This is a genomic window from Streptomyces hilarionis, assembly GCF_024539675.1.
Classification (GTDB): Bacteria; Actinomycetota; Actinomycetes; order Streptomycetales; family Streptomycetaceae; genus Streptomyces; species Streptomyces hilarionis.
The window spans coordinates 11,774-32,291 of the sequence record NZ_JAHHIT010000110.1 but is presented as its reverse complement, the minus strand read 5'-3'; the positions used below and the strand labels follow the sequence as shown (position 1 = coordinate 32,291).

The following is a 20,518-nucleotide window of genomic DNA, read 5'->3' as shown; positions in this document are numbered from 1 at the left end:
CCCGGCCCCCCGCAGCTCCGACGCCCCGTGGCACCACGCCCGCCCGGCCTTCGACGACCCGGAGCCCGAGCAGGATCAGCGGCAGCCCCGGGAGAAGTCGCAGGAAAAGCCACGGGGAAAGTCGCAGGAAGAGGTGCCTGAAGAGCCGCGGGACCGGGCGCAGGGGCAGACGCCGGAGTCGGCATCGGAGTCGTCATCTCAGGCCCCCGCCGAGAAGCCGTCGGCTCCCGACAGCCGGCCGACGCGCCCCGACGACGTCGAGCCCCCCGCCCCCGAGGACCCCGCAGGAGGTCAGCAGTGAACGACGCTCTCGACGTCACCCTGCGACTCCTCGTCGTGTTCGTCGTCTTCCTCACCCTCCCTCTGATCGTCGGTCAGACCGAGCACAAGGTCATGGCCCATATGCAGGGCCGTCTGGGCCCGATGTACGCGGGCGGTTTCCACGGCTGGGCCCAGCTCGTCGCGGACGGCGTGAAGTTCGCGCAGAAGGAGGACATCGTCCCCGCGGGCGCGGACCGCCGTGTCTTCCAGCTCGCACCGGCCGTCGCCCTCCTGCCGTATCTCCTCGTCCTGCTCGCCATCCCCATCGGCCCCGGCGAGGGGGCTGTCGGCCAGGTCCTCGACGCGGGCATCTTCTTCGTGCTCGCCGTGATGGGCGTCGGCGTGCTCGGCTCCCTCATGGCCGGCTGGGCCAGCGCCAACAAGTTCTCCCTTCTGGGCGGTCTGCGCACCGCCGCCCAACTCCTGGCCTACGAACTGCCCATGCTCCTCACCGCCGCCTCGGTGGCGATGGCGGCGGGCACGGTCTCCCTGCCCGGCATCGTCGACGCCTTCCAGTGGTGGTGGCTGCCCTGGCAGATCGTCGGCGGGATCGTCTTCTTCGTCGCCGGACTCGCCGAACTCCAGCGGCCCCCCTTCGACATGCCCGTCGCGGACTCGGAGATCATCTTCGGGGCGTACACCGAGTACACCGGCCTGCGCTTCGCTCTCTTCCTGCTCGCCGAGTACGCCGGCATCGTCGTCCTGTGCGGTCTGACCACCGTCCTTTTCCTGGGCGGCTGGCACGGCCCCTGGGGCGCCGACGGCTTCGGCTGGGTGTGGACCCTGCTCAAGGCCGCCGTCCTCGCCTTCGTCGTGATCTGGTTGCGCGTCACCTATCCCCGGCTGCGCGAGGACCAGCTCCAGAAGCTCTCCTGGACCCTCCTCGTCCCCCTCTCCCTCGCTCAGATCGCCCTCACCGGCGTCGTCAAGGTGGTGATCCGGTAACCATGGCCCCCTTTCCTGGCAGTGGCCTCGCCAAGGGCCTGGCCGTCACCCTCCGCACGATGACGCGCAAGACCGTCACCGAGCAGTACCCGGACGCCCAGCCCGAGCTCGCGCCCCGCACCCGTGGCGTGATCGGTCTGTTCGAGGAGAACTGCACGGTCTGCATGCTCTGCGCCCGTGAGTGCCCCGACTGGTGCATCTACATCGACTCCCACAAGGAGACGGTGCCGCCCGCGGCCCCCGGCGGCCGTGAGCGCAGCCGCAACGTGCTCGACCGCTTCGCCATCGACTTCTCCCTCTGCATGTACTGCGGTATCTGCATCGAGGTGTGTCCTTTCGACGCCCTGTTCTGGTCTCCGGAGTTCGAGTACGCGGAGACGGACATCCACGAGCTCACCCACGAGCGGGACAAGCTCCGCGAGTGGATGTGGACCGTGCCGGCCCCACCCGCTCTCGACCCCGCCGCAGAGGAGCCGAAGGAGATCGCCGCCGCCCGCAAGTCGGCCGAGAAGCTCGCCGCCGCCGCCCGCGCCGAGTCCGCCGAGCCTCCGGCCGCCGGAGCCGGAAGCGAAGGAGGGAACGCGTGAGCCTCGCCGAGGCCCCACAGGGCTTCCTCTCCCCGACCGGCGTCGAGATCGCCTTCCTGCTCGTCGGCCTGGTCACCTTCGGCGCGGCCCTCGTGACCGTGACCACCAGGCAACTGGTGCACGCGGCCCTGTGGCTCGTGGTCGCCCTCGGTGGCCTCGCCGTCGAGTACCTCCTTCTCACCGCCGAGTTCATCGCCTGGGTCCAGGTGCTCATCTACGTCGGTTCCGTCGTCGTGCTCCTCCTCTTCGGTCTGATGCTCACCAAGGCCCCCATCGGCCGCTCCCCGGACGCCGACTCCGGGAACCGGTGGGCCGCGCTCACGGTCGCCGCAGCCGCGGCCGCCGCCCTGATCTGGGTGGTCGTGGACGCCTTCCGGGCCACCTGGATCGACCTGGACGGCCCGGCCGCCGGCTCGACCGAGGTCACCGGCGCGAGCCTCTTCCAGAACTGGGTCCTCCCCTTCGAGGCCCTCTCCGTGCTTCTCCTCGCGGCCCTGGTCGGCGCGATCGTCCTGTCCCGCAAGGCGAGTACGGAGGCGAGCTCTCCCCCCGTGAACGCCCGGACCGCCACCATGAGTTCCCGCCCGGTCACGGAAAGACACGGAATTTCCGGAGGCTCCCCGTCCGACCGGGCCGACCGCACCGCCGCCGGCAGCGGGGACGACCGCGAAGGCCCCGCCGAGCAGGAAGGCGCCCGCTGATGCACCTCGTCTATCCCGCCGTCCTCTCGGCCCTGCTCTTCTGCACCGGCCTGTACGGCGTCCTCGCCCGACGCAACGCGATCCTGATCCTGATGTCGGTCGAGCTGATGCTCAACGCCGTCAACCTCGATCTGGTCGCCTTCGACGTCTGGCTCAGCAAGACCGCCGACGAGACCCTCCACTCCGGCCAGGCCCTGACCCTCTTCACCATCGCCATCGCCGCCGCCGAGATCGGCATCGGCCTGGCGATCGTCCTCGCCGTCCACCGCAACCGCGGCACGGCCGACATCGACCGGCTCCGCGACACCGCCGAGGGCCACGAGAGCCACGAGGTCTCCGCGGCGGACGGCCCCGACACCGACGTCCCCGCGACCGGAACGGCCGCCGAGAAGGCTGAGGCCACCGCGTGACCACGACCACCCTCGCCGTCCTCGTCCCCCTCCTTCCTTTCCTGGGCGCCGTCGCGGGACTGCTCCTGGGCCGCACCGCCCCGGGCTTCGTCCGTCCGCTGGCCGTCCTGCCCACCGTCGCCGCCCTCGCACTGGCCGCCGCCGTCGCCGTGCGCCAGGGCGGAGGGGCCCCGGTCGACGCGTCCACCGAGCTCACCCCCACCGGCTCGGTCCCGATCGAGCTCTCCCTGCACATCGACGGCTTCGCCGCGCTCGTCGCGCTGGTCGTCGGTCTCGTGGCCGCCTGCGTGCAGATCTACTCCACCGGCTACCTGCGCGAGGACCCGCGCTACCCCTCGTACGCCGCGCTCGTCTCCCTCTTCACCTCCGCGATGTTCCTGGTCGTCTACTCCGGCGACCTGATCGTGCTGCTGGTGGGCTGGGAAGTCATGGGCATCTGCTCCTACTTCCTGGTCGGTCACTACTGGGAGACCCCGGAGGCCCGCGCCGCCTCCATCAAGGCCTTCCTGGTCACCAAACTCGGCGACGTCCCGTTCCTGATCGGCCTGTTCGCCCTCGCCACGGACGCCGGCTCCTTCGAGATCACGAAGATCCTCGGCACCGTCGCCCACGGCGGACTCGACCACCCGACCATCGTCGCCCTGCTGCTGCTCGCAGGCGTGGCCGGCAAGTCCGCCCAGTTCCCGCTGCACACCTGGCTCCCCGACGCGATGGCGGGCCCCACACCCGTCTCCGCGCTGATCCACGCCGCGACGATGGTCGCCGCCGGCGTCTACTTCGTCGCGCGCCTCCTCCCGGTGTTCGAGGCCTCGGCAGCCGCGATGACGGTCCTCGCCGTGATGGCCGCCGTCACGATGGTCGGCTCGGGCCTGGCCGCCCTCGCCCAGGACGACATCAAACGCGTCCTCGCCTATTCGACGATGGGCCAACTCGGCTACATGACCGGTGCGCTCGCCGTCGGCGACCGCGGAGCCGCCGTCTTCCACCTCCTGTCGCACGGAGCCTTCAAGGCGCTGCTGTTCCTCGCGGCCGGCGTGATCATCCACGCCGCCGGCACCAACTCGCTGGCCGCCATGTCCCGCATGGGCAACCTGCGCGGGCGTGTCCCCGACGCCTACTGGACGATGACCGTGGCGCTCCTCGCGCTCGCCGCGATCCCGCCGTTCAGCGGGTTCTTCTCCAAGGAGTCCGTCCTCGGCGCCGCCGAGCACGTCACCGCCGGCCACACCGAACACGCCCCCGGCGCCGCGGGCTGGACCGTCCTGCTCGCCGGGGTGCTCACCGCCCTCCTCACCGCCGCCTACGCGGCCCGGCTGTGGCTGCTGACCTTCCGCGGCCACGGCGACGAAGCCCCCGACCACGGCCGCCAGCCCCTGACCATGAACGTGGTGCTGTGGATCCTGGTCGTCCCCTCCCTCGCCCTCGGCGGCTTCGCCTACCGCACCCTTACCGACTGGTTCGACGGCAACGATCTCGCCCCGACCCTCACCACCTCCGTCCTCGGCACCGGAGCAGCCCTGATCGGCGCACTCGTCACCTACGCCGCCTGGCGCCGCCTCACCGGGCTCGCCGCCCGCGTTCCGCTGGGAGCGGTCGCCGCCCACCCCGAGGGCGACGCGGCCCAGGTCGAGGCCGAGGCCATCGCGACGCACGCGCCCGCCTACGGAGACGTGGCCTCCGCGCCCGACCCCGCGGACCCCGGCCGACTGCTGCTCGGCCCGCTGCACCGCCACGCGGCCGCGGGCTTCCACCTCGACGCCGTCTACCGCACCGCCTTCGTGAGCCCCGTCCTGTCGGCCGCGAGCCTCGTCCGGTTCCTCGACCGCGAAGTCGTGGACACCTACGTCCGTGGCGCGGGCGCCCTGCCGCGCTGGCTGGGGGCCGCCGTGCGGCGCGCCCAGACCGGCAACGTCCAGACCTATGTGAGCGCGCTGCTCGCCGGCACCGTGGTCCTCGCGGTCGCCGCCCTTCTCGTCGCCTCGGGAGCGTGAGCAGGCGTGATCGATATCAACGAGTCCGTGATGCAGGTCCTTCTGGCGTTCATCGTGGTCGGCCCGCTCCTCGGGGCCGTCGCCGCCCTCCTGCCCGCCCCGCCCGGGCTGAAGGGGAAGTCGCCGGAACAGGCCGTGCTACGGCACGGCGTCACGGTTACCGGCGTGGTCCTCGTCGCGGCGATCGTCCTCGCGCTGGGCTTCGACCACGACCATCCGTCGAAGATGCAGGCCACCACGGACATCAGCTGGATCCCCGCACTGGACGTGCGCATCCACCTCGGCATCGACGGCATCTCCCTCCCCCTGCTGGTCCTGACCGCGCTCCTGACCTTCCTGTGCGCGCTCTACTCCTACTTCAAGCAACCCCAGGGGCCCACCCCCAAGGCGTTCGTCGCGCTCGTGCTTCTGCTCGAGTCCGGCACGCTGGCGACCTTCGCCGTCCTCGACCTGCTGCTGTTCTTCCTCGCCTTCGAGACGGTGCTCATCCCGATGTACTTCCTCATCGCCCGCTGGGGCGGTGAGGGCCGGACTCGGGCGGCCTGGAAGTTCATCCTGTTCACCCTGCTCGGATCCGTGGTCATGCTGCTCGGCCTGCTCCTGATCGGAATCAAGGCGGGCACCTTCGACATGGTGGCACTCGCCACTGACAACGGCCGGTCGCTGACCACGTCCGTGCAGGTCATCGCCGTACTGGCGATCGGGATCGGGCTCGCGGTCAAGACCCCGATGTGGCCCCTGCACAGCTGGCTGCCCGACGCCCACACCGCCGCTCCGACCGTCGGCTCGGTCCTGCTGGCCGGCGTGCTACTGAAGATGGGAACGTACGGGTTCGTCCGGATTCTGCTGCCGGTGGCGCCCGACGGCTTCCGGACCTTCGCGCCGTACCTCGCCGCCCTCGCCGTCGTCGGGATCATCTACGGATCCCTGGCCTGTCTCGCCCTCGCCAAGCAGGGCGCGAAGGGCGACCTCAAGCGCCTGATCGCCTACTCCTCCGTGGGCCACATGGGCTTCGTCCTGCTCGGCATCGCGACCATGACCCCCACCGGCGTGAACGGCGCGCTGTTCGCCAACATCGCCCACGGCCTCATCACCGGCCTGCTCTTCTTCCTGGTCGGAGCGCTGAAGGACCGAACCGGCACGACCGACCTCGACACCCTCGCCGACCGGACCGGCGCCGCGCTGTACGGCAGGACCCCCCGCCTCGGCGGCCTCCTCGCCTTCGCCGCCGTCGCCTCGCTAGGGCTGCCGGGGCTCGCCGGATTCTGGGGCGAGATGCTGGCCCTGTTCGGGGCCTTCGACCCGGCCGCCGGCCTCAGCCGCCCCGCCTACCTCGCCTTCACGGCGATCGCCGCGTTCGGCACGCTCCTGACGGCCGCCTACCTGCTCGCCGTGGTCCGCCGCGTCTGCATGGGCGCCGTCGCGCAGGACGCCCCGCGCCTCGCCGACGTGCAGAGCTACGAGTTCGCGGCCTGGACCCCGCTCGTCGCCCTCACCGTCGTCGCCGGCCTGTGGCCCAAGGTCCTTCTCGGCCTCACCGACCCGGCCGTGCAGCAGCTCCTCGCAGGAGGCACCCGATGAGCTCCCCGGTCCAGTCCCTGGCCGAGTCGGCGGTCCAGTCCGTCGACTGGCAGGCCATCGCGCCACCCACCCTCACCGCGGTCGTGGCCCTCGTCGTCCTCGTCGCCGACCTCTTCGTCGCCGACGCCCGCAAACCCCTCCTGGGATGGCTCTCGGTCGCGGGCCTCGCGGCCTCCGCCGCCCTCCTCGTCCCCCTCCTGGACGGCGACCGTTCCACCTTCTGCCTGACCGGCGAGCCGAGCGCATGCAGCTACACCGTCGACCGCTTCACCCTCGTCATCCAGTTCCTGGTGCTCGGGGGAGCGCTGCTGACAGCCCTGCTGTCGGTCACCGCCCTGAAGGACGCGCGCGGGCGGCTCCCCGAGGGGGAGTTCTGGTTCCTGCTGCTGTCCTCCGCCGCCGGCGCCGCGCTGCTTCCCGCCTCCCGCGACCTCGCCACCCTCGTGGTCGCCCTCGAGGTCGCCTCACTGCCCGCGTTCGCCCTCGTCGGCATCCGGCACGGCGACCGCAGGTCCTCCGAGGCGGCCCTGAAGTTCTTCCTGTCGTCGGTCACCGCGACCACCGTCAGCCTCCTCGGCATCAGCTTCGTCTACGCGACGACCGGCACCCTGTACCTCACCCAGGTCGCCGACCGGATCCAGCGCGTCGACGGCCAACTGCACACCCTGGCCCAGACCGGCGTGGTCCTCACCCTCATCGGCTTCGCGTTCAAGACGGCCGCCGTCCCGTTCCACTTCTGGGTCCCCGACACCTACGTCGGCGCCCCGCTGCCCATCGCCGCCTACCTGTCGGTCGTCGGCAAGGCGGTCGGCTTCTCCGGCCTCATCCTCGTCACCGTCGTCGCCTTCCCCTCGTACGCGGACGTCTGGGGCCCCGCCCTGGCCGCGCTGGCCGCCCTCACGATGACCGTCGGCAACGTCGGGGCCCTGCGTCAGCAGACCACGCGCGCGTACAGCGCCGTACGCCTCCTCGCCTGGTCCTCCGTCGGCCAGGCCGGCTACCTCCTCGTCCCGATCGCCGCCGCCGCGTACTCCGACGACGCCGAGCACGCCGTCGGCTCCACCGTCGCCTACGCCCTCATGTACGCCGCCGTGAACCTGGGCGCCTTCGCGGTGGCCGCCCTGGTGGGGCGCGCCGGCACGGCGAACCGGATCACGGACTACCGGGGCCTGTACGCGCGAAACCCTCTGGCAGCGCTGCTGCTGGCGTTCTTCCTGCTCTGCCTCGCCGGACTGCCGCCCGGAATCATCGGCCTCTTCGCCAAGGTCACCGTCTTCTCCGCGGCCGTCGACGCGGGTCTCGGCTGGCTCGCGGTCGTCATGGCCGTCAACGTCGTGATCGCCCTGTACTACTACCTCCAGTGGACGGCGCTGCTCTTCAGGACTCCCGAGGGCCGGCCCGACAAGCACCCCGTCCCCGCCCCCCTGACGGCCGCGATCGCCCTCACCGCCGCCCTCGGCGTCGCCCTCTCGGGAGCTCCCCAGCTGGTCCTGCGCTTCGCCGGCACCGGCCTCTTCTGAGGGCCGCACGCGCGCGTACGCCACCGTCCTCACCCGGACGGCCCACACCCCTGCCCGCGGGCACAAGGGAACTCGTGCCTCCCGCCTGGCGTTGACCAGTACGGGAGGGTGCACTGGATGTGACAGCACAGCACCGGTGACACCGCAGACAAGCAAGATCCGCAAGCAAAGGGTTCCCCTGCTGCACGACTTGGAGGGCGTACCGTGCACCGCCGGCACAACGGGCTCAGGACCGCAGTACTCCTCGGGGGGCTGTCGGCGCTCATCATCGTCATCGGCAGCTTCTTCGGCCGTATGGGGCTCGTCGTCGCGGTCGTGATCGCCCTCGGCACCAACGCCTACGCGTACTGGAACAGCGACAAACTGGCGCTACGCGCGATGCGCGCCCGCCCGGTGAGCGAGTTCGAGGCCCCCGCCCTCTACCGGATGGTCCGCGACCTCTCCACCCAGGCCCGCCAACCCATGCCCCGCCTGTACATCTCCCCGACGGAGGCGCCCAACGCCTTCGCGACCGGCCGCAACCCGCGCAACGCCGCCGTGTGCTGCACGGAAGGCATCCTGCGCCTCCTCGACGAGCGTGAACTGCGCGGCGTCATCGGCCACGAGCTCAGCCACGTCTACAACCGCGACATCCTCATCTCCTCGGTCGCCGGCGCACTCGCCTCGGTGATCATGTTCCTGGTCAACTTCGCCTGGCTGATCCCGGTCGGCCGCTCCGACGACGACGACGGCCCCGGCATCCTGGGCATGCTCCTGATCATGATCCTGGGCCCGCTCGCCGCCAGTCTCATCCAGCTCGCCATCAGCCGCTCCCGGGAGTACGAGGCCGACGCCTCCGGCGCCCAGCTCACCGGCGATCCGCTCGCCCTCGCGAGTGCGCTGCGCAAGCTGGAGACGGGCACCAAGCAGCTTCCGCTGCCTCCGGAGCCCCGCATCGAGACCGCGAGTCACATGATGATCGCGAACCCCTTCCGCCCTGGTCAGGGACTCTCCAAGATGTTCTCGACACATCCGCCGATGGCGGACCGAATCGCCCGGCTCGAGAAAATGGCAGGTCGCCCCCAGTGAAGACCATTCTGAACGTCATCTGGCTGATCCTGAGCGGATTCTGGCTGTTCCTCGGCTACGTGCTCGCGGGCGCGCTGCTCTGCATCACCATCATCGGCATCCCGTTCGGCGTAGCCGCTTTCCGTATCGGGATCTTCGCCCTGTGGCCCTTCGGCTACACGACGGTCGAGCGCCGGGACGCGGGCGCTCCGTCCTGTCTCGGAAACGTGCTCTGGCTGGTCCTGGCCGGCTGGTGGCTGGCCATCGGCCACATCGTCACCGGCTTCCTTCTCTGCGTCACCATCATCGGCATCCCGTTCGGCATCGCGAACTTCAAGCTGATCCCGGTCTCGCTGTTCCCGCTGGGCCGCGAAATCGTGCCCACGGACCAGCCGTTCGCCGCACGCTGACGGCGCCCGCCACGGTCGCGCCCCCGCCCACCATGGCGGCGGGACAGCGGCGGGACACCGGTGGGGATCGACCACGGCGGAAGTGCCCGGGCACGGCGGAAGTGCCCGGGACGACGCTCCGGCGCCACCCGAGTCACCCCGCGCCACTCGCGTCGCCGCGCCACCGGAGCAGTCGGGTGTCCGGCGGGCCGACGGGGTGCTTTGTCCACAACCGGCGAGTTGTCCACAGGCCGGCCGGCGTGTCAGTGGCGGCCTGCATCATGAACGCATGACCGAGAACGCGCAGTTGCTGGAAAGGGTAGCGGCCAAGGCGGCCGCCGTCCGCCCGTGGGGCCGGCCCTCCCTTCCCGAGCCCGTGGGCAGGGCCACCGTCGCCCGGGCTGAGGCCGCCCTCGGCTTCCCGCTGCCCGCGCTGCTCGCCGACCTCTACCTGCGCATAGGAGACGGCGGCTTCGGACCGGAGTACGGCCTGCTGCCCCTGTTGGACAGCACCCCGTCCGGCGAACCCGCCGCCGTCAGCCAATATCTCGCCAACCGCGAGCGCGGCCGCCAGGACCCCGAATGGCCCTGGCCCGAAGGCGTTCTGCCGATATCCCACTGGGGCTGTGCCATGTACGCCTGCGTGGACTGCCGCTCCCCGCAGGCGAGCGTCCTGCTCTTCGAGCCGAATCCCGGCGATCCCGACCGGGCGTGGTTCGTCGACGCCCCCAGCCTCGCCGAGTGGCTGCACGCATGGCTCGACGGCACGGGCTGGTACGACGTCATGGACGAGGATCCGAGCCTGACTCCGTGGACCCAGTTCCGCATACGCACGACGGCGAACCGAACCGAGACCGGCGCCGGCGCCGAGATCGAGACCGACACCGAGACGGCGTGAGCCTGACGCCCTGGCTCGGCACCACGCACCCGTGGCCCGGCCTCGTGTGGCCGTCGGCAGGGCTGTTCGACCGCCATGACGATGCCGCGCCGCCCCCCCCCGGGTGCCGACATGCAAGAGATCTGATCGCCAGGTCGCCAGGTCGCCAGGTCGTCAGGTCGTCAGGTCGTCGGGTCGCCATGGCCGCTGGTTCGCCAGGACCCTGCTAGTCGGGGCTACTCGGGGCTACTCGGGCAGTCGGTGAACCGGTCGCCTGGTCAGATGGCCGCCCGGCGGCGGATGCCGTACGCGACCACGCCCACCGCGAGCACTCCCGCCCCCGCCGCCACCGACGTCGCGGGCAGCGCGAAGGCGAGGATCAGGCAGCCCAGAAGTCCCAGCGCGGGCAGCGCCCGCTTCGCAGGAGCCGGATCGAGCGTCCAGGCCGACGCGTTGGCGACGGCGTAGTAGGCCAGCACACCGAAGGAGGAGAAGCCGATCGCGCCTCGGACGTCCACCGTGGCGGCCAGGATCGCGACCGCCGCGCCCACGGCGAGCTCGGCCCGGTGCGGCACCTGGAAGCGGGGGTGGACGACGGACAGGGCATGAGGCAGATGCCGGTCCCTGGCCATGGCCAACGTGGTGCGCGAGACGCCCAGGATGAGGGCGAGCAGGGAGCCCAGCGCGGCGACGGCGGCGCCGACGCGCACCACCGGCACCAGCCCGGACGCGCCCGCCGCCCGGACGGCGTCGGCGAGCGGCGCGCTCGCCCGCCCGAGTTCATCGGCGCCCAGAACGGAAAGGACGGCCACCGCCACGCACGCGTACACCACCAGGGTGATGCTCAGAGCCAAGGGGATCGCGCGGGGGATGGTGCGTTCCGGGTCCCGCACCTCCTCGCCGAGCGTGGCGATGCGCGCGTATCCGGCGAACGCGAAGAAGAGCAGACCCGCTGCCTGTAGCACCCCGCCGAAGCCCTCGGAGACCCCGACCTCCAGCCGACCGGGATCGGAGACGCCCGACCCCAGGCACACGACCACGACGGAAGCGAGGACCGCCAGGACCACCGCCACAATCACCCTCGTCAGCCAGGCCGACTTCTGGATGCCGCCGTAGTTCACGGCCGTGAGCGCCACCACGGCCGCCACGGCGACCACGTGCTCCCGTCCCGGCCAGACGTACGCCCCGACCGTCAGCGCCATCGCCGCACAGGAGGCCGTCTTCCCGACCACGAACGACCAGCCGGCCAGATAACCCCAGAACGGCCCGAGCCGCTCGCGTCCGTACACGTACGTGCCGCCGGAAGCCGGGTACAGCGCGGCCAAGCGCGCCGACGACATGGCGTTGCCGTAGGCGACCAGCGCGGCGAGCGCGAGTCCGATCAGCAGACCGGAGCCCCCCGCGTGCGCGGCGGGAGCGAGGGCGGCGAACACGCCGGCGCCGATCATCGAGCCGAGGCCGAGGACGACGGCGTCGCCCACGCCCAGCGTGCGCCGCAGCTCGGAAGCCGGTCCTGGCTGTGTCATACACCGCACCCTACTGATCCGCGGAACCGCCGGACGCCGTCGTGACGTCGTCCCCACCAACACGGCGCGAACCTCGCACGACGCCGATGCCACCCACGGTCGCCGGTCCCGACACCGATCCCGACGCGTGGGGGAGCGAGCGAGATCACAGTGCCCGGACAGTGCGGGCACAGCACGGAAGGGCAGGTTCAGGGCATGGGCATCATCAGCTGGATCATCCTGGGACTGTTGGCCGGAGTCGTCGCCAAGGTGCTGCTGCCGGGGCGCGACCCGGGCGGCCTGATCGGGACCACCCTCATCGGTGTCGCCGGCGCGTTCATCGGCGGCTGGATATCGGCCCGCTGGCTGGACCACCCCATCAGCAAGGACTTCTACGACGGCGCGACATGGGCCGCGGCCATCGGAGGTTCGCTCGTGCTGCTGATCATCTACCGGCTGCTGTTCGGCAACTCGCGCGACTGAGCGCGGCCACGGGCAGGCGGGGGCGGCGACGTGGGCGCCCTGCGGGCGCCCACCCTGCGGGCTACCGGTAGTCCACGGCGGACCACCGGCAACGCACCTCCGACTACCGGTAGTTCACGAACTGCAGGGCGAAGTCGAAGTCCTGCCCCTTGAGCAGCGCGATGACGGTCTGCAGGTCGTCGCGGCTCTTGGAGCTGACGCGCAGTTCCTCGCCCTGGACCTGGGCCTTCACGCCCTTGGGGCCCTCGTCGCGGATGAGCTTGGCGACCTTCTTCGCGTTGTCCTGGGAGATGCCCTCCTTGATCTCCGCGAAGAGCTTGTACTCCTTGCCGGAGAGCTGGGGCTCGCCCGCGTCCAGAGCCTTCAGCGAGATCCCGCGCTTGATGAGCTTGGACTGGAAGACGTCGAGGACGGCGTTCACCCGGTCCTCGGAGTTCGCCTCCATCAGGATCTTCTCACCGGACCACGAGATCGAGGCGCCCACGCCCTTGAAGTCGTAGCGCTGCGAGATCTCCTTGGCGGCCTGGTTGAGGGCGTTGTCGACCTCCTGCCGCTCGACCTTCGAGACGATGTCGAAACTGGAGTCGGCCATGTCCTGTGGCTCCTTGTATCAGGGTGCGAATCGGGTGCGAATCGGCGCACGCGGGGCGACCGCCGAGCCCGGCGTGATCCCGGGCCGCATCCGGACAAGCCTAGCCACCCCGCCCCCTCCGGGCGGCGAGTAATCGGGTGGCGAAGCACCCCTGTGCATCAGGTATCGTTTACGTCGTTGCCAGGGAGCACCGCCGAAAAGCGGTTCGAATGGGCAGCAACCCCGGCGGTGTGCCCGAGCGGCCAAAGGGAGCAGACTGTAAATCTGCCGGCTCAGCCTTCCCAGGTTCGAATCCTGGCGCCGCCACGCTGAGGGAAACCCCCTCCGACCAGCCTTAACGGCAGGTCGGAGGGGGTTTCTGCGTTCCGGGAGCTGTTCGATTGGCTGTGGACGACGTGTGGACGCGTCTCACCTCGTACCGCCCGTTTCCCACTCTCGATCAGCCCGTGTCCCCCAGGCGTCCCCCGGGGGAGAGCTTGATCACTCCGGTTCGTTCCACTCCCGAAGGGCCGCGTCGATTCGGCTGTTCGCGTGCTCCCGCCTCTGATCGAGCACTTTGGCGTACACCTTGTGCAGTACCGCGATGCTGTGTCCGGCGCGCTGGGCGCACTCCATCGCGTCCACCCCGGAACTGAGGCAGAACGAGACGCCGGCGTGCCCAAGGCCAGCGTGGCGGGAGCTCCCGCGCAGGCGGTCTTGTGGGCGGTGTAGTCGTCGATCAGGGCTGCGACGCGTCGCGGGCCGCCGGGCTTTCCGCGGAGGCAGGCGTAGGCGGCGGTGAGGAAAGTCGCCGTGGCGCTTGGACCAGCGCGCGGTCTTCGTGATCGCGGTAGACGGGCGGGGCGTAGATACGGATGCCGGGCCGCTCCGGTGTGGGGTCCGGACTGCGGGGAGCGGTCCGGGCACAGAGCAGTGACGGCGTCCTGCCGGGCGGCCTCCCTTCGGCCCGCCCGCGGCCGTCCGTGGTGCGGTCCATCGGGCAGCGTCCGGGCCGTCCGGGGGCGGGGTGATGCTCTTCAGGGAGGGGCGGGCGGGGTGCCCATGCCGTCGCTCCCCTGCGCCGCTGATTGTGGGCGATGGACCAGTTCAGTGCGCTGCGTAGGGTGGAGCGGCACTCGGCGACGGTGGGGCCGGCCGCCTCCCCCGCCTCCTGAAGAGCCTGTTCGACCAGGTGCCGAGGGAGGCCGCCCCACGCCACGAACCGCCCAAGTGCGCGCGCTGCACGAAACAACGTCGCCTCGCGAAAACCGAGTTGGGCCAGGGCCACGTTCCCCGCCTCGACAGTGAGCGCTACATCCGCGTATCGCCGCGATTGCCCGGGTGCAGCCCCCGAGGGGGGCTGAGAGGCCTTGGGAGACGGCGCGAGGATACTGAGCAGCCATCCGGCAGTGGGGCCGCCGCAGAGCCACACAGCGGCTCATAGGGTCCCGTGGGGGTGGTGGAGCCGGCGGCGACGACGTACCCACCCCATGCCTGGGTATCGGCCAACTCGCTCACGGTCTCAGCCGTATTGGAGGGCCGGACGCCAGTCGGGTCGGTGAAGTACAGGTACTCCCCGTCGCTTGGGGCCGGGTGGGGTCGGTGGCCGGGGCGGCGTGGCCGGCGCGCTCGCATTGCGCTCCGAGGGTTGCCGCGCCGCTAGGCGCGTCCGAACTGCCCTTGGCCTTCGGTACGTCGAGGTCGACGACCAGCAGCCCGGCTGGGGGCGCAGAGGGAAGGCGCGTCAGCCGCCTTCGGCAGCGTCCAACGCTGCACACAACAGCGCGGATTGTGCGGCATGGGTCATGCTGGATGTCTCCAGTCCTGTGAAGGGTGCTGGTTGGCAAGGGCGGTCCCGGTTCTTTCGCGAGACGGGGGACCGCCCTTGGCGTAACTGGGCGTTGCAAGCAGCTCAGTTACTCGATCTCTGTCGGTGGGTAGTGCCCGGGTACTTTTCGACCTGGGGGCGCAGTGGCCGACATATTCGGGGTGATCGCTTCTTTCGGTGTGCTGGCTTCATTGCTGATCGCTGCGTGGCAGACTCGAGAGCTCACGCGACAGACAAAGATCAACAATGGGCTGGCCGGAGCGCAGGCGACGTACAACGGGCTGGAGCGACTGCACCATGTGGATGGCTTCATTGCCACGGACCCATCGCTGTACGACTACTTCTACGGCGGCGCGCCGACCCCGCAGGATCCGCAGCAGCGGGCTCGCGTGTTGGCGCTGGTCAACATCCTGGCGGACGCGATTGACTACGGGATCATGACGACCGCCGTCACACCCGTTGTCCTGGGATATGAGGGGTGGCGGGCGTACGCGCTTACGATGCGCCGCGACTGTCCAGCTCTGGTTGACGCGGTTAGGGAAAACCCTGATTTCTACCCGGCCCTGGTGGCTCATTGGGAAGCTAACCCCGAAAGCGCTGCTCTTTAAAATCAGCTGTGAAAGTTGTTGCGCTTGAACGTCGCCTTGCGGATGTTGGCCGTGGTCCCGCCGTCGCGGCCGTTGTCGCTGAAGATCTGCACGGCGATCCACTCGCCGAAGATCACGGCCGCGAGGACGATGAGCTGAGTGATCAGCGCCGTAAGCGCGGTGATGAACGTGGTGAGCAGGAGCAGGCCGGAAGTAGCGGGACGTGCCCTTGGACCCGCCGCAGGGCCGCTCCTCGTCGTCCACGGCCGGGCGCATGAACGCCACCTGCGCCTCGTCGACAAGGCCGATCAGCGGATCGAACACCACGGCGGGGTCTGCCTGGCGGGCCGCGATGCGGCGGTTCATCTCGTCGACAGGCTCTCGACCATCTCGGTCGCCTCGATCACGTGCTCATCGGTCGGCCCCTGGATGAGGACGGTTGCGAGCCCGTCGAACATGGCCCAGTCGCCCGCGCCCTTGAGGTCGGTGATCCGGAACTCCACCCGGCAGTCCAGCGACGCCCACAGCGCGAGCGAGCGCAGCGCGGCGGTCTTGCCCTGGCTGGACAAGCCCGTGATGAGCAGGTGGCGCTGATAGAGGCTCAGGGCGGCGGCGTCGCCGCGTATGTCTTGTCTGTCTTGTCCCCAGGGGGCGCGGCCCTTGGCGTAATCGGGTCGTCGGTGACCAGCGGGGACGGGCCGATCGGCTCGTCCAGCGCGCCCGAGTCTGTGCCCCACAGCCGCACCGTCCGCGCGGCCTACGGGATGTTGATGAAGACCTCGTGCTCATGCCGGGTCAGATTCTCCGCCAACTTCCGACGACGGTTCTGCACCTCGATCATCGACACCCCCGAGGGCAGGGTCGCGGCCACCTCGCCGCATCCGGCGATCCGGATCGGGCAGAGCATGGACGCACCGGCGTCTCCCATCTCCTCCATGGCATTGCGCAGCGCGGGCACGCCCAAGTCGCGCAGGGCCTTGACCACGATCGAGGGCGTGACCGGCTCACCCTCGCCCGATCGGACGTTGGCCGGCATCACCCACGCGGGGGGGGGGGGGGGGGGGGCCTGCTACTTGCTGCCAACCGCCCACAGCGCGAGCAGAGCCAGGAACGGACCCAGCGAGACCAGCGGCCCCCACACCACCTGAACGATCGTGATCAGCAGGTTGATGAACTCGATCACGGCCGCGATCGGGGTGACGACCTCGGTGACGTCCTTGTTCGCGATGGCCATCACGATCCTGAGGGCGACCAACGACCCGATACCCATCCCGGTGCCGACCGCCAGGCCTTTGGCGGCGTAGAGGGGGGAGTGGAGCAGGTCCATGCGGCGGCGGTGGCGGGCGTCGCGGTAGCACTGCGCGCGCTCCTCCCACTCCATGGCGGCGTCCATGTTCCCCACGGCTTCCGCGGCGCGCATGAACCTCTCGTAGCGGGCGGCGATCTTGCCATCCCAGGTGCGGGGGCCACGATCCGCGCTGCACCGGCCACGCAGGGGGTGTGGCGGGCGACGGCACGGCAGGTCGTGTTCGTGCGCTCGTGGGTGACGGCCGCCTTCACGGTGCGGCCGGACCGGATCCACGTGGTCTACGCACTGGGGGCAGTCCTCGCGCGGGCCGAGCTTGCGGTGGATGCTGCTGTCGTGGACGTGCTGCCAGCACTGCGGGCACTCGCCCGGCGGCATGGGCTTCGCGGGCACGCTCACCATCAGCCCTGGGACTTCTTGGCGGCCCTGATGGCGGCGGCCTCGCGCACGATCCGCTGACGCTCCATGTGCAGCGCGGTCAGCTCGGCGGTCAGCCGGGTCTCGGCCGAGCCGGCGACGGAGTCCAGCCGATTCTCCTCGCGGCCGGTGCTCTTGCCGCGCAGGACCCGGTAGGAGCCGCCGGCGAGCGCGCCGATCACGGCGCGGCGCTCCGCGCTGGTCAGCGGCCACATCTCGCCCTTGCGGACAGCTTCCGGCTTGCGGGTGGTCTTGCTGATCTCACGGTCGATGCGGCGGGTGCCGGGCTTGCCCATGGTGAAGGACTCCCTCAGAGATGAGATGAGTGACAGGGGACGGTGCGTCCGCGCAGGGGCCCGCTACGGTGGGTCTGTGGGCGGGGGATTAGAGCGCGGGACGCGGCCGTGCAAGTGGTGTGATGCGCCGGTTAAGCAGCCGCGCAGTGGGTGGCGTCGACGCCGGTTCTGCAGCAAGGCACATCGCCGGCGCTACGGCGTTGTGTCGGCGGTCTTGAGGTTCCTGGACAGCCTGTAGCCGGTCAGGTCATGCACCAGCCGGAGTCACAGCCGGAGTCCCATTTCGTCGAACGGCAGGGTGTCGACGCCGTCCGGGACCGCGGCGCGGAGCGGCCTGTTGAAGCGGGTCAACCACACGTGGTTCTTCCCGAGTCCGGCGCGGCGGCGGTTGAGGAGTTCTTCGAGCTGGCCGGCGCGTTCGAACAGCTCGGGTTCGCTGCGGCGCATGTCGTGCCATGTCTCGGGTCGGAGGAACGGGCAATCAGCACGGCGACTTCGGCGGCACCGGCAGGTCGGCGCTGCGGATGATGCGGGCGCAGTCGATTCGGCAGATCCCGCGTTCCAGCAGCGCAGCGGGTATTCGATGTGCTCGTGCGGCTCGCAGCGACGCTTGTTGGTCCGGTGGATCTCGTCGATGCTGATGCCGATCCCGACCGTCGCCGGGGCGTCCTTCGTTGCCCCGCGGCGTTTGAGTTCGTCGCCGACGACCTTGATTTTGAACTGGGCCGTACAGGCGCGGGGGCCAGGGGCCCGTTGGTAATGCGAATCGGAATCTTCAGCGACCGTGAGCCCTCCCGCGTGAGGTCCTGATCGAGCGTGCGGACCTCGCCGGAGCGCTTCATCACCCTGTCCAGCACCACCAGCTCAAGGCCGTGCGCTTCGGCGTACGGGATCGCGTGACGGTGCAGGTAGCGCAGGGTGCGGGGTGCTCGGAGTCGTCCCCGACATTGGCCATCAGGAAGGTGCGATAGTCCAGCTCGCCGGTGGCTGCGAGGACCATGGCGGCCATGGACTGCACGCCGCCGCTGAAGCTGAACGACTTCACCTGCGTAGTGGCGTGTGTGGTCATCGAGCCACCCCCACCGTGCGGGCCCGTTCGGCGAGCAGGGGGTCTCGCAGCATTCGGGCGTTCGCGGGCGAGGTGTGAATCTCGCGGCGGATCCCCTCAGCGGTGATCTGCGCGGCCGTCCAATCGGCCGTGGCCTTGCGCGCTTCGGCGAGCAACTCATCCGCCGTGCGCTTCGGTCGGAGCGATCGAGCGGCGTCCGGGACACGGCCGGTCGCCCCGCGCCGCCGACTCGACTCCGCAGGAACCGCGACCGGGCCCGCGATCGGGGTGGGGATCGCGCGGGCGGGCTTGAGTGGCAGAGTCGACTTGCCCAGGTCGACCGCGACCGGATCCGGCACCCTCAAGCGGGTCAGCGTGACTGCGGGCGGAGGGGGCGATTCGAGCGGGTCAACCCTAGACTGATTCCTCTCGGTCTCGGTAGATTCCTCCGCATTCCCGCTTGCCGGAATCGGGGCGGGGACGCCGAACATCGAGGCGAGGGCCGCGTCAGCGCCGGCGGTGATCCGGTCGCGCTGGACGTCCAGCAGCCTCGATCCGAGGGCCGTGTCGCCGACTCCGACCTCCGTGATCGCGGCCCTAGCGGGGTTCCTTCGTGTGGGCGGCCGGAGGGCGGGACCGCGGCGGGGGAGCGTGGCCTCAGCCGTCCTCGGCAGGGGGCTTCGCCGCCTGCTTCACCTCCGCCTCGACGTCGTTGCGCGGTTTGTTCTCGTCCTTGGCGTACTCGGTCACCGTGGCCTGGACGTCCCTGGCCAGGTCGCGCCAGGCGCGCCACGCGGTCTCGTAGGTGTCGGTCTGGATCTCCGACCAGGGACTGGCCGTGGGCGCGCCATAGGCGTCCCGCAGCTCTTCGACCCTCGCGTGTGCCTCGTCGGCCGCGCGTTGCTTCTGCACGAGTTCCTCGAAGGTATGTGCCACGTGTACGGATGCTAGGGAGGTCGGCCCGGTTCCGCGCGGTGAGCGGGGCGCGTCCCGCCAGGGGTACCCGCGTGGCCCACTGGGGCAGACTGGCCCCATGTCCAGCGCGTCGAGTCGTCGCCGTACCTGTCCGGAGTGCCGTCGCGAGATCGCCGTCGTCGCCGGCCGGTTCGCCCGGCACGACCCGCCCGGGGCGCGGGAGAGCCGGGACCTGGTGTCGTGCCCCGGCTCCCGCAGCACGGCGCAACTGGGGGCCGCGCAGCCGTCCTTGGACGGCTATGTCGTGCCGGAGTTCCCCGGACAACTGCCGCTCTTCTAGTCCTCCAGTCCTCCGGGGCCTTCCGCCTCCCGCCTCCCGCCGTGTGCGCGGCTCTCCGCGGCGGACGGGAGGCGTCCGGGTCAGTTCCCCGCCACCGCCTTCACCGCCACGGCCACCGGGGCGGAGCCGCTGATCAGCTCCAGGACGAGGCCGGACGTCGCCGGGGTGTCGAGCAGTTCGGCCAGGACGGCGGCCACGTCGTCGCGGGGGACCGGACCCCTGCCCGTACGGGCCTCCAGGCGGACCAGGCCGGTGCCGGCGTCGTCGGTGAGGGCGCCCGGGCGCAGGATCGTCCAGTCGAGGGAGTCCAGGCCCCGCACGTAGGCGTCCGCCTCGCCCTTGGCGCGCTGGTAGACGTCGAAGATCTCGTCGCCCTGATGGTCGGGGTCCGCGCCCATGGACGAGACGACCACGAAACGGCGCACCCCCGCCCGCACGGCCGCGTCGGCGAACAGCACGGCGGCGCCCTTGTCCACGGTGTCCTTGCGGGCCACCCCGCTGCCCGGGCCCGCGCCCGCCGCGAACACGGCCGCGTCCGCGCTCCGCAGCCGCTCGGCGACCTCCTCGACGGACGCCGACTCCAGGTCCAGGACGACCGGTTCGGCGCCGGCCGCCCGTAGGTCGTCGCTCTGTTCCGCCTTGCGGATGATCCCCGCTACCTCGTCCCCGCGCGCGGCGAGCAGACGCTCCAGCCGCAGCGCGATCTGACCGTGACCACCAGCGATGACAATGCGCATGCTCTCGACCGTACGCCCGGCGGACCGCGTTCGCCGCACGGCCCGGGCCGCGGAGATCGACCACCCCGCCCCCTCGTCCTGCCCGGACCGCCCGACGACCGGTCAGGAAGCGTCCG

General features: G+C 70.7%; 21 protein-coding genes, 1 tRNA gene and 4 pseudogenes. 15 read left to right on the top strand and 11 right to left on the bottom strand.

Annotated features, from left to right (window positions below):
* The 11 genes and pseudogenes from KMS84_RS25560 to KMS84_RS25510 all read left to right on the top strand — a co-directional run.
* Positions 1-301: pseudogene (locus KMS84_RS25560) on the top strand (NADH-quinone oxidoreductase subunit C); the annotation flags it as partial.
* On the top strand, positions 298-1,266 hold the full coding sequence (locus KMS84_RS25555; protein ID WP_256918798.1) for a complex I subunit 1/NuoH family protein: 969 nt from the start codon (positions 298-300) through the stop codon (positions 1,264-1,266). The pseudogene KMS84_RS25560 and the gene KMS84_RS25555, both read left to right, overlap by 4 nt.
* A 2-nt stretch (positions 1,267-1,268) precedes the next feature.
* Positions 1,269-1,853 carry a NuoI/complex I 23 kDa subunit family protein gene (locus tag KMS84_RS25550; RefSeq protein ID WP_256918797.1) on the top strand — a complete coding sequence of 195 codons (585 nt, stop codon included), beginning with the start codon at positions 1,269-1,271 and terminating at the stop codon, positions 1,851-1,853.
* Positions 1,850-2,554 (top strand): NADH-quinone oxidoreductase subunit J family protein, encoded by a 705-nt coding sequence (locus KMS84_RS25545; RefSeq protein WP_256918796.1) that lies wholly within the window; start codon positions 1,850-1,852, stop codon positions 2,552-2,554. Before KMS84_RS25550 ends, KMS84_RS25545 begins: the two co-directional genes overlap by 4 nt.
* A complete protein-coding gene (nuoK, locus tag KMS84_RS25540) occupies positions 2,554-2,964 on the top strand; it encodes an NADH-quinone oxidoreductase subunit NuoK (RefSeq protein WP_256918795.1) in 411 nt (136 codons plus the stop codon). The genes KMS84_RS25545 and nuoK overlap by 1 nt, the downstream gene beginning before the upstream one ends.
* Positions 2,961-4,955, top strand: coding sequence for an NADH-quinone oxidoreductase subunit 5 family protein (locus KMS84_RS25535; RefSeq protein ID WP_256918794.1), 1,995 nt, complete (start codon positions 2,961-2,963; stop codon positions 4,953-4,955). Before nuoK ends, KMS84_RS25535 begins: the two co-directional genes overlap by 4 nt.
* Before the next feature lie 6 nt (positions 4,956-4,961).
* Entirely contained in the window at positions 4,962-6,536 is a 1,575-nt protein-coding gene (locus KMS84_RS25530) for an NADH-quinone oxidoreductase subunit M (RefSeq protein ID WP_256918793.1), read from the top strand.
* Positions 6,533-8,056, top strand: a complete 1,524-nt coding sequence (locus tag KMS84_RS25525) for an NADH-quinone oxidoreductase subunit N (protein ID WP_256918792.1) — start codon at positions 6,533-6,535, stop codon at positions 8,054-8,056. The genes KMS84_RS25530 and KMS84_RS25525 overlap by 4 nt, the downstream gene beginning before the upstream one ends.
* 204 nt (positions 8,057-8,260) lie before the next feature.
* The gene (htpX, locus tag KMS84_RS25520) at positions 8,261-9,124 is read left to right on the top strand and encodes a zinc metalloprotease HtpX (protein ID WP_256918791.1); all 864 of its coding nucleotides are present in this window, start codon (positions 8,261-8,263) and stop codon (positions 9,122-9,124) included.
* Positions 9,121-9,513: a YccF domain-containing protein gene (locus KMS84_RS25515; protein ID WP_256918790.1), complete on the top strand. Its 393-nt coding sequence runs from the start codon at positions 9,121-9,123 to the stop codon at positions 9,511-9,513. The genes htpX and KMS84_RS25515 overlap by 4 nt, the downstream gene beginning before the upstream one ends.
* A gap of 268 nt (positions 9,514-9,781) precedes the next feature.
* Positions 9,782-10,390, top strand: coding sequence for an SMI1/KNR4 family protein (locus KMS84_RS25510; RefSeq protein ID WP_256918789.1), 609 nt, complete (start codon positions 9,782-9,784; stop codon positions 10,388-10,390).
* Between the two features lie 257 nt (positions 10,391-10,647).
* Here the strand turns inward: KMS84_RS25510 and KMS84_RS25505 are convergent, their stop codons facing one another.
* Positions 10,648-11,895, bottom strand: a complete 1,248-nt coding sequence (locus KMS84_RS25505) for an APC family permease (protein ID WP_256918788.1) — start codon at positions 11,893-11,895, stop codon at positions 10,648-10,650.
* 195 nt (positions 11,896-12,090) lie between these two features.
* Here KMS84_RS25505 and KMS84_RS25500 point away from each other — a divergent pair, with 195 nt between their 5' ends.
* Complete coding sequence (locus tag KMS84_RS25500; RefSeq protein WP_256918787.1) at positions 12,091-12,357, top strand: GlsB/YeaQ/YmgE family stress response membrane protein; 267 nt, start codon at positions 12,091-12,093, stop codon at positions 12,355-12,357.
* 103 nt (positions 12,358-12,460) lie between these two features.
* Here the strand turns inward: KMS84_RS25500 and KMS84_RS25495 are convergent, their stop codons facing one another.
* Positions 12,461-12,949 (bottom strand): YajQ family cyclic di-GMP-binding protein, encoded by a 489-nt coding sequence (locus tag KMS84_RS25495; RefSeq protein WP_069770430.1) that lies wholly within the window; start codon positions 12,947-12,949, stop codon positions 12,461-12,463.
* 224 nt (positions 12,950-13,173) lie between these two features.
* Here KMS84_RS25495 and KMS84_RS25490 point away from each other — a divergent pair.
* Positions 13,174-13,255: transfer RNA gene (locus KMS84_RS25490), tRNA-Tyr, on the top strand.
* Positions 13,256-14,239: 984 nt separating this feature from the next.
* Here KMS84_RS25490 and KMS84_RS41130 read toward each other — a convergent pair.
* Positions 14,240-14,563, bottom strand: coding sequence for a bifunctional DNA primase/polymerase (locus KMS84_RS41130; RefSeq protein ID WP_306425487.1), 324 nt, complete (start codon positions 14,561-14,563; stop codon positions 14,240-14,242).
* Positions 14,564-14,899: 336 nt separating this feature from the next.
* On the opposite strand from KMS84_RS41130, the gene KMS84_RS25480 reads away from it, so the two are divergent.
* Positions 14,900-15,364 carry a hypothetical protein gene (locus KMS84_RS25480; RefSeq protein WP_256918786.1) on the top strand — a complete coding sequence of 155 codons (465 nt, stop codon included), beginning with the start codon at positions 14,900-14,902 and terminating at the stop codon, positions 15,362-15,364.
* Between the two features lie 2 nt (positions 15,365-15,366).
* Here the strand turns inward: KMS84_RS25480 and KMS84_RS25475 are convergent.
* The 7 genes and pseudogenes from KMS84_RS25475 to KMS84_RS25440 form a co-directional block, all read right to left on the bottom strand.
* Positions 15,367-15,552 (bottom strand): annotated as a pseudogene (locus KMS84_RS25475) (hypothetical protein); the annotation flags it as partial.
* Positions 15,518-16,921 (bottom strand): annotated as a pseudogene (locus KMS84_RS25470) (ATP-binding protein); the annotation flags it as partial. The pseudogenes KMS84_RS25475 and KMS84_RS25470, both read right to left, overlap by 35 nt.
* Before the next feature lie 129 nt (positions 16,922-17,050).
* Positions 17,051-17,362 carry a hypothetical protein gene (locus tag KMS84_RS25460; protein WP_256918785.1) on the bottom strand — a complete coding sequence of 104 codons (312 nt, stop codon included), beginning with the start codon at positions 17,360-17,362 and terminating at the stop codon, positions 17,051-17,053.
* Between the two features lie 264 nt (positions 17,363-17,626).
* On the bottom strand, positions 17,627-17,809 hold the full coding sequence (locus KMS84_RS25455; RefSeq protein ID WP_256918784.1) for a hypothetical protein: 183 nt from the start codon (positions 17,807-17,809) through the stop codon (positions 17,627-17,629).
* A gap of 394 nt (positions 17,810-18,203) precedes the next feature.
* Complete coding sequence (locus KMS84_RS25450) at positions 18,204-18,431, bottom strand: hypothetical protein (RefSeq protein ID WP_256918783.1); 228 nt, start codon at positions 18,429-18,431, stop codon at positions 18,204-18,206.
* Positions 18,428-18,994 (bottom strand): annotated as a pseudogene (locus tag KMS84_RS25445) (conjugal transfer protein); the annotation flags it as partial. The pseudogene KMS84_RS25445 and the gene KMS84_RS25450, both read right to left, overlap by 4 nt.
* Positions 18,995-19,067: 73 nt before the next feature.
* Positions 19,068-19,346: a hypothetical protein gene (locus tag KMS84_RS25440; protein WP_256918782.1), complete on the bottom strand. Its 279-nt coding sequence runs from the start codon at positions 19,344-19,346 to the stop codon at positions 19,068-19,070.
* Positions 19,347-19,443: 97 nt separating this feature from the next.
* On the opposite strand from KMS84_RS25440, the gene KMS84_RS25435 reads away from it, so the two are divergent.
* Positions 19,444-19,665 (top strand): hypothetical protein, encoded by a 222-nt coding sequence (locus tag KMS84_RS25435; RefSeq protein WP_256918781.1) that lies wholly within the window; start codon positions 19,444-19,446, stop codon positions 19,663-19,665.
* Positions 19,666-19,745: 80 nt separating this feature from the next.
* Here the strand turns inward: KMS84_RS25435 and KMS84_RS25430 are convergent, their stop codons facing one another.
* A complete protein-coding gene (locus tag KMS84_RS25430) occupies positions 19,746-20,402 on the bottom strand; it encodes an SDR family oxidoreductase (protein WP_256918780.1) in 657 nt (218 codons plus the stop codon).
* Positions 20,403-20,518 lie beyond the last annotated feature (116 nt).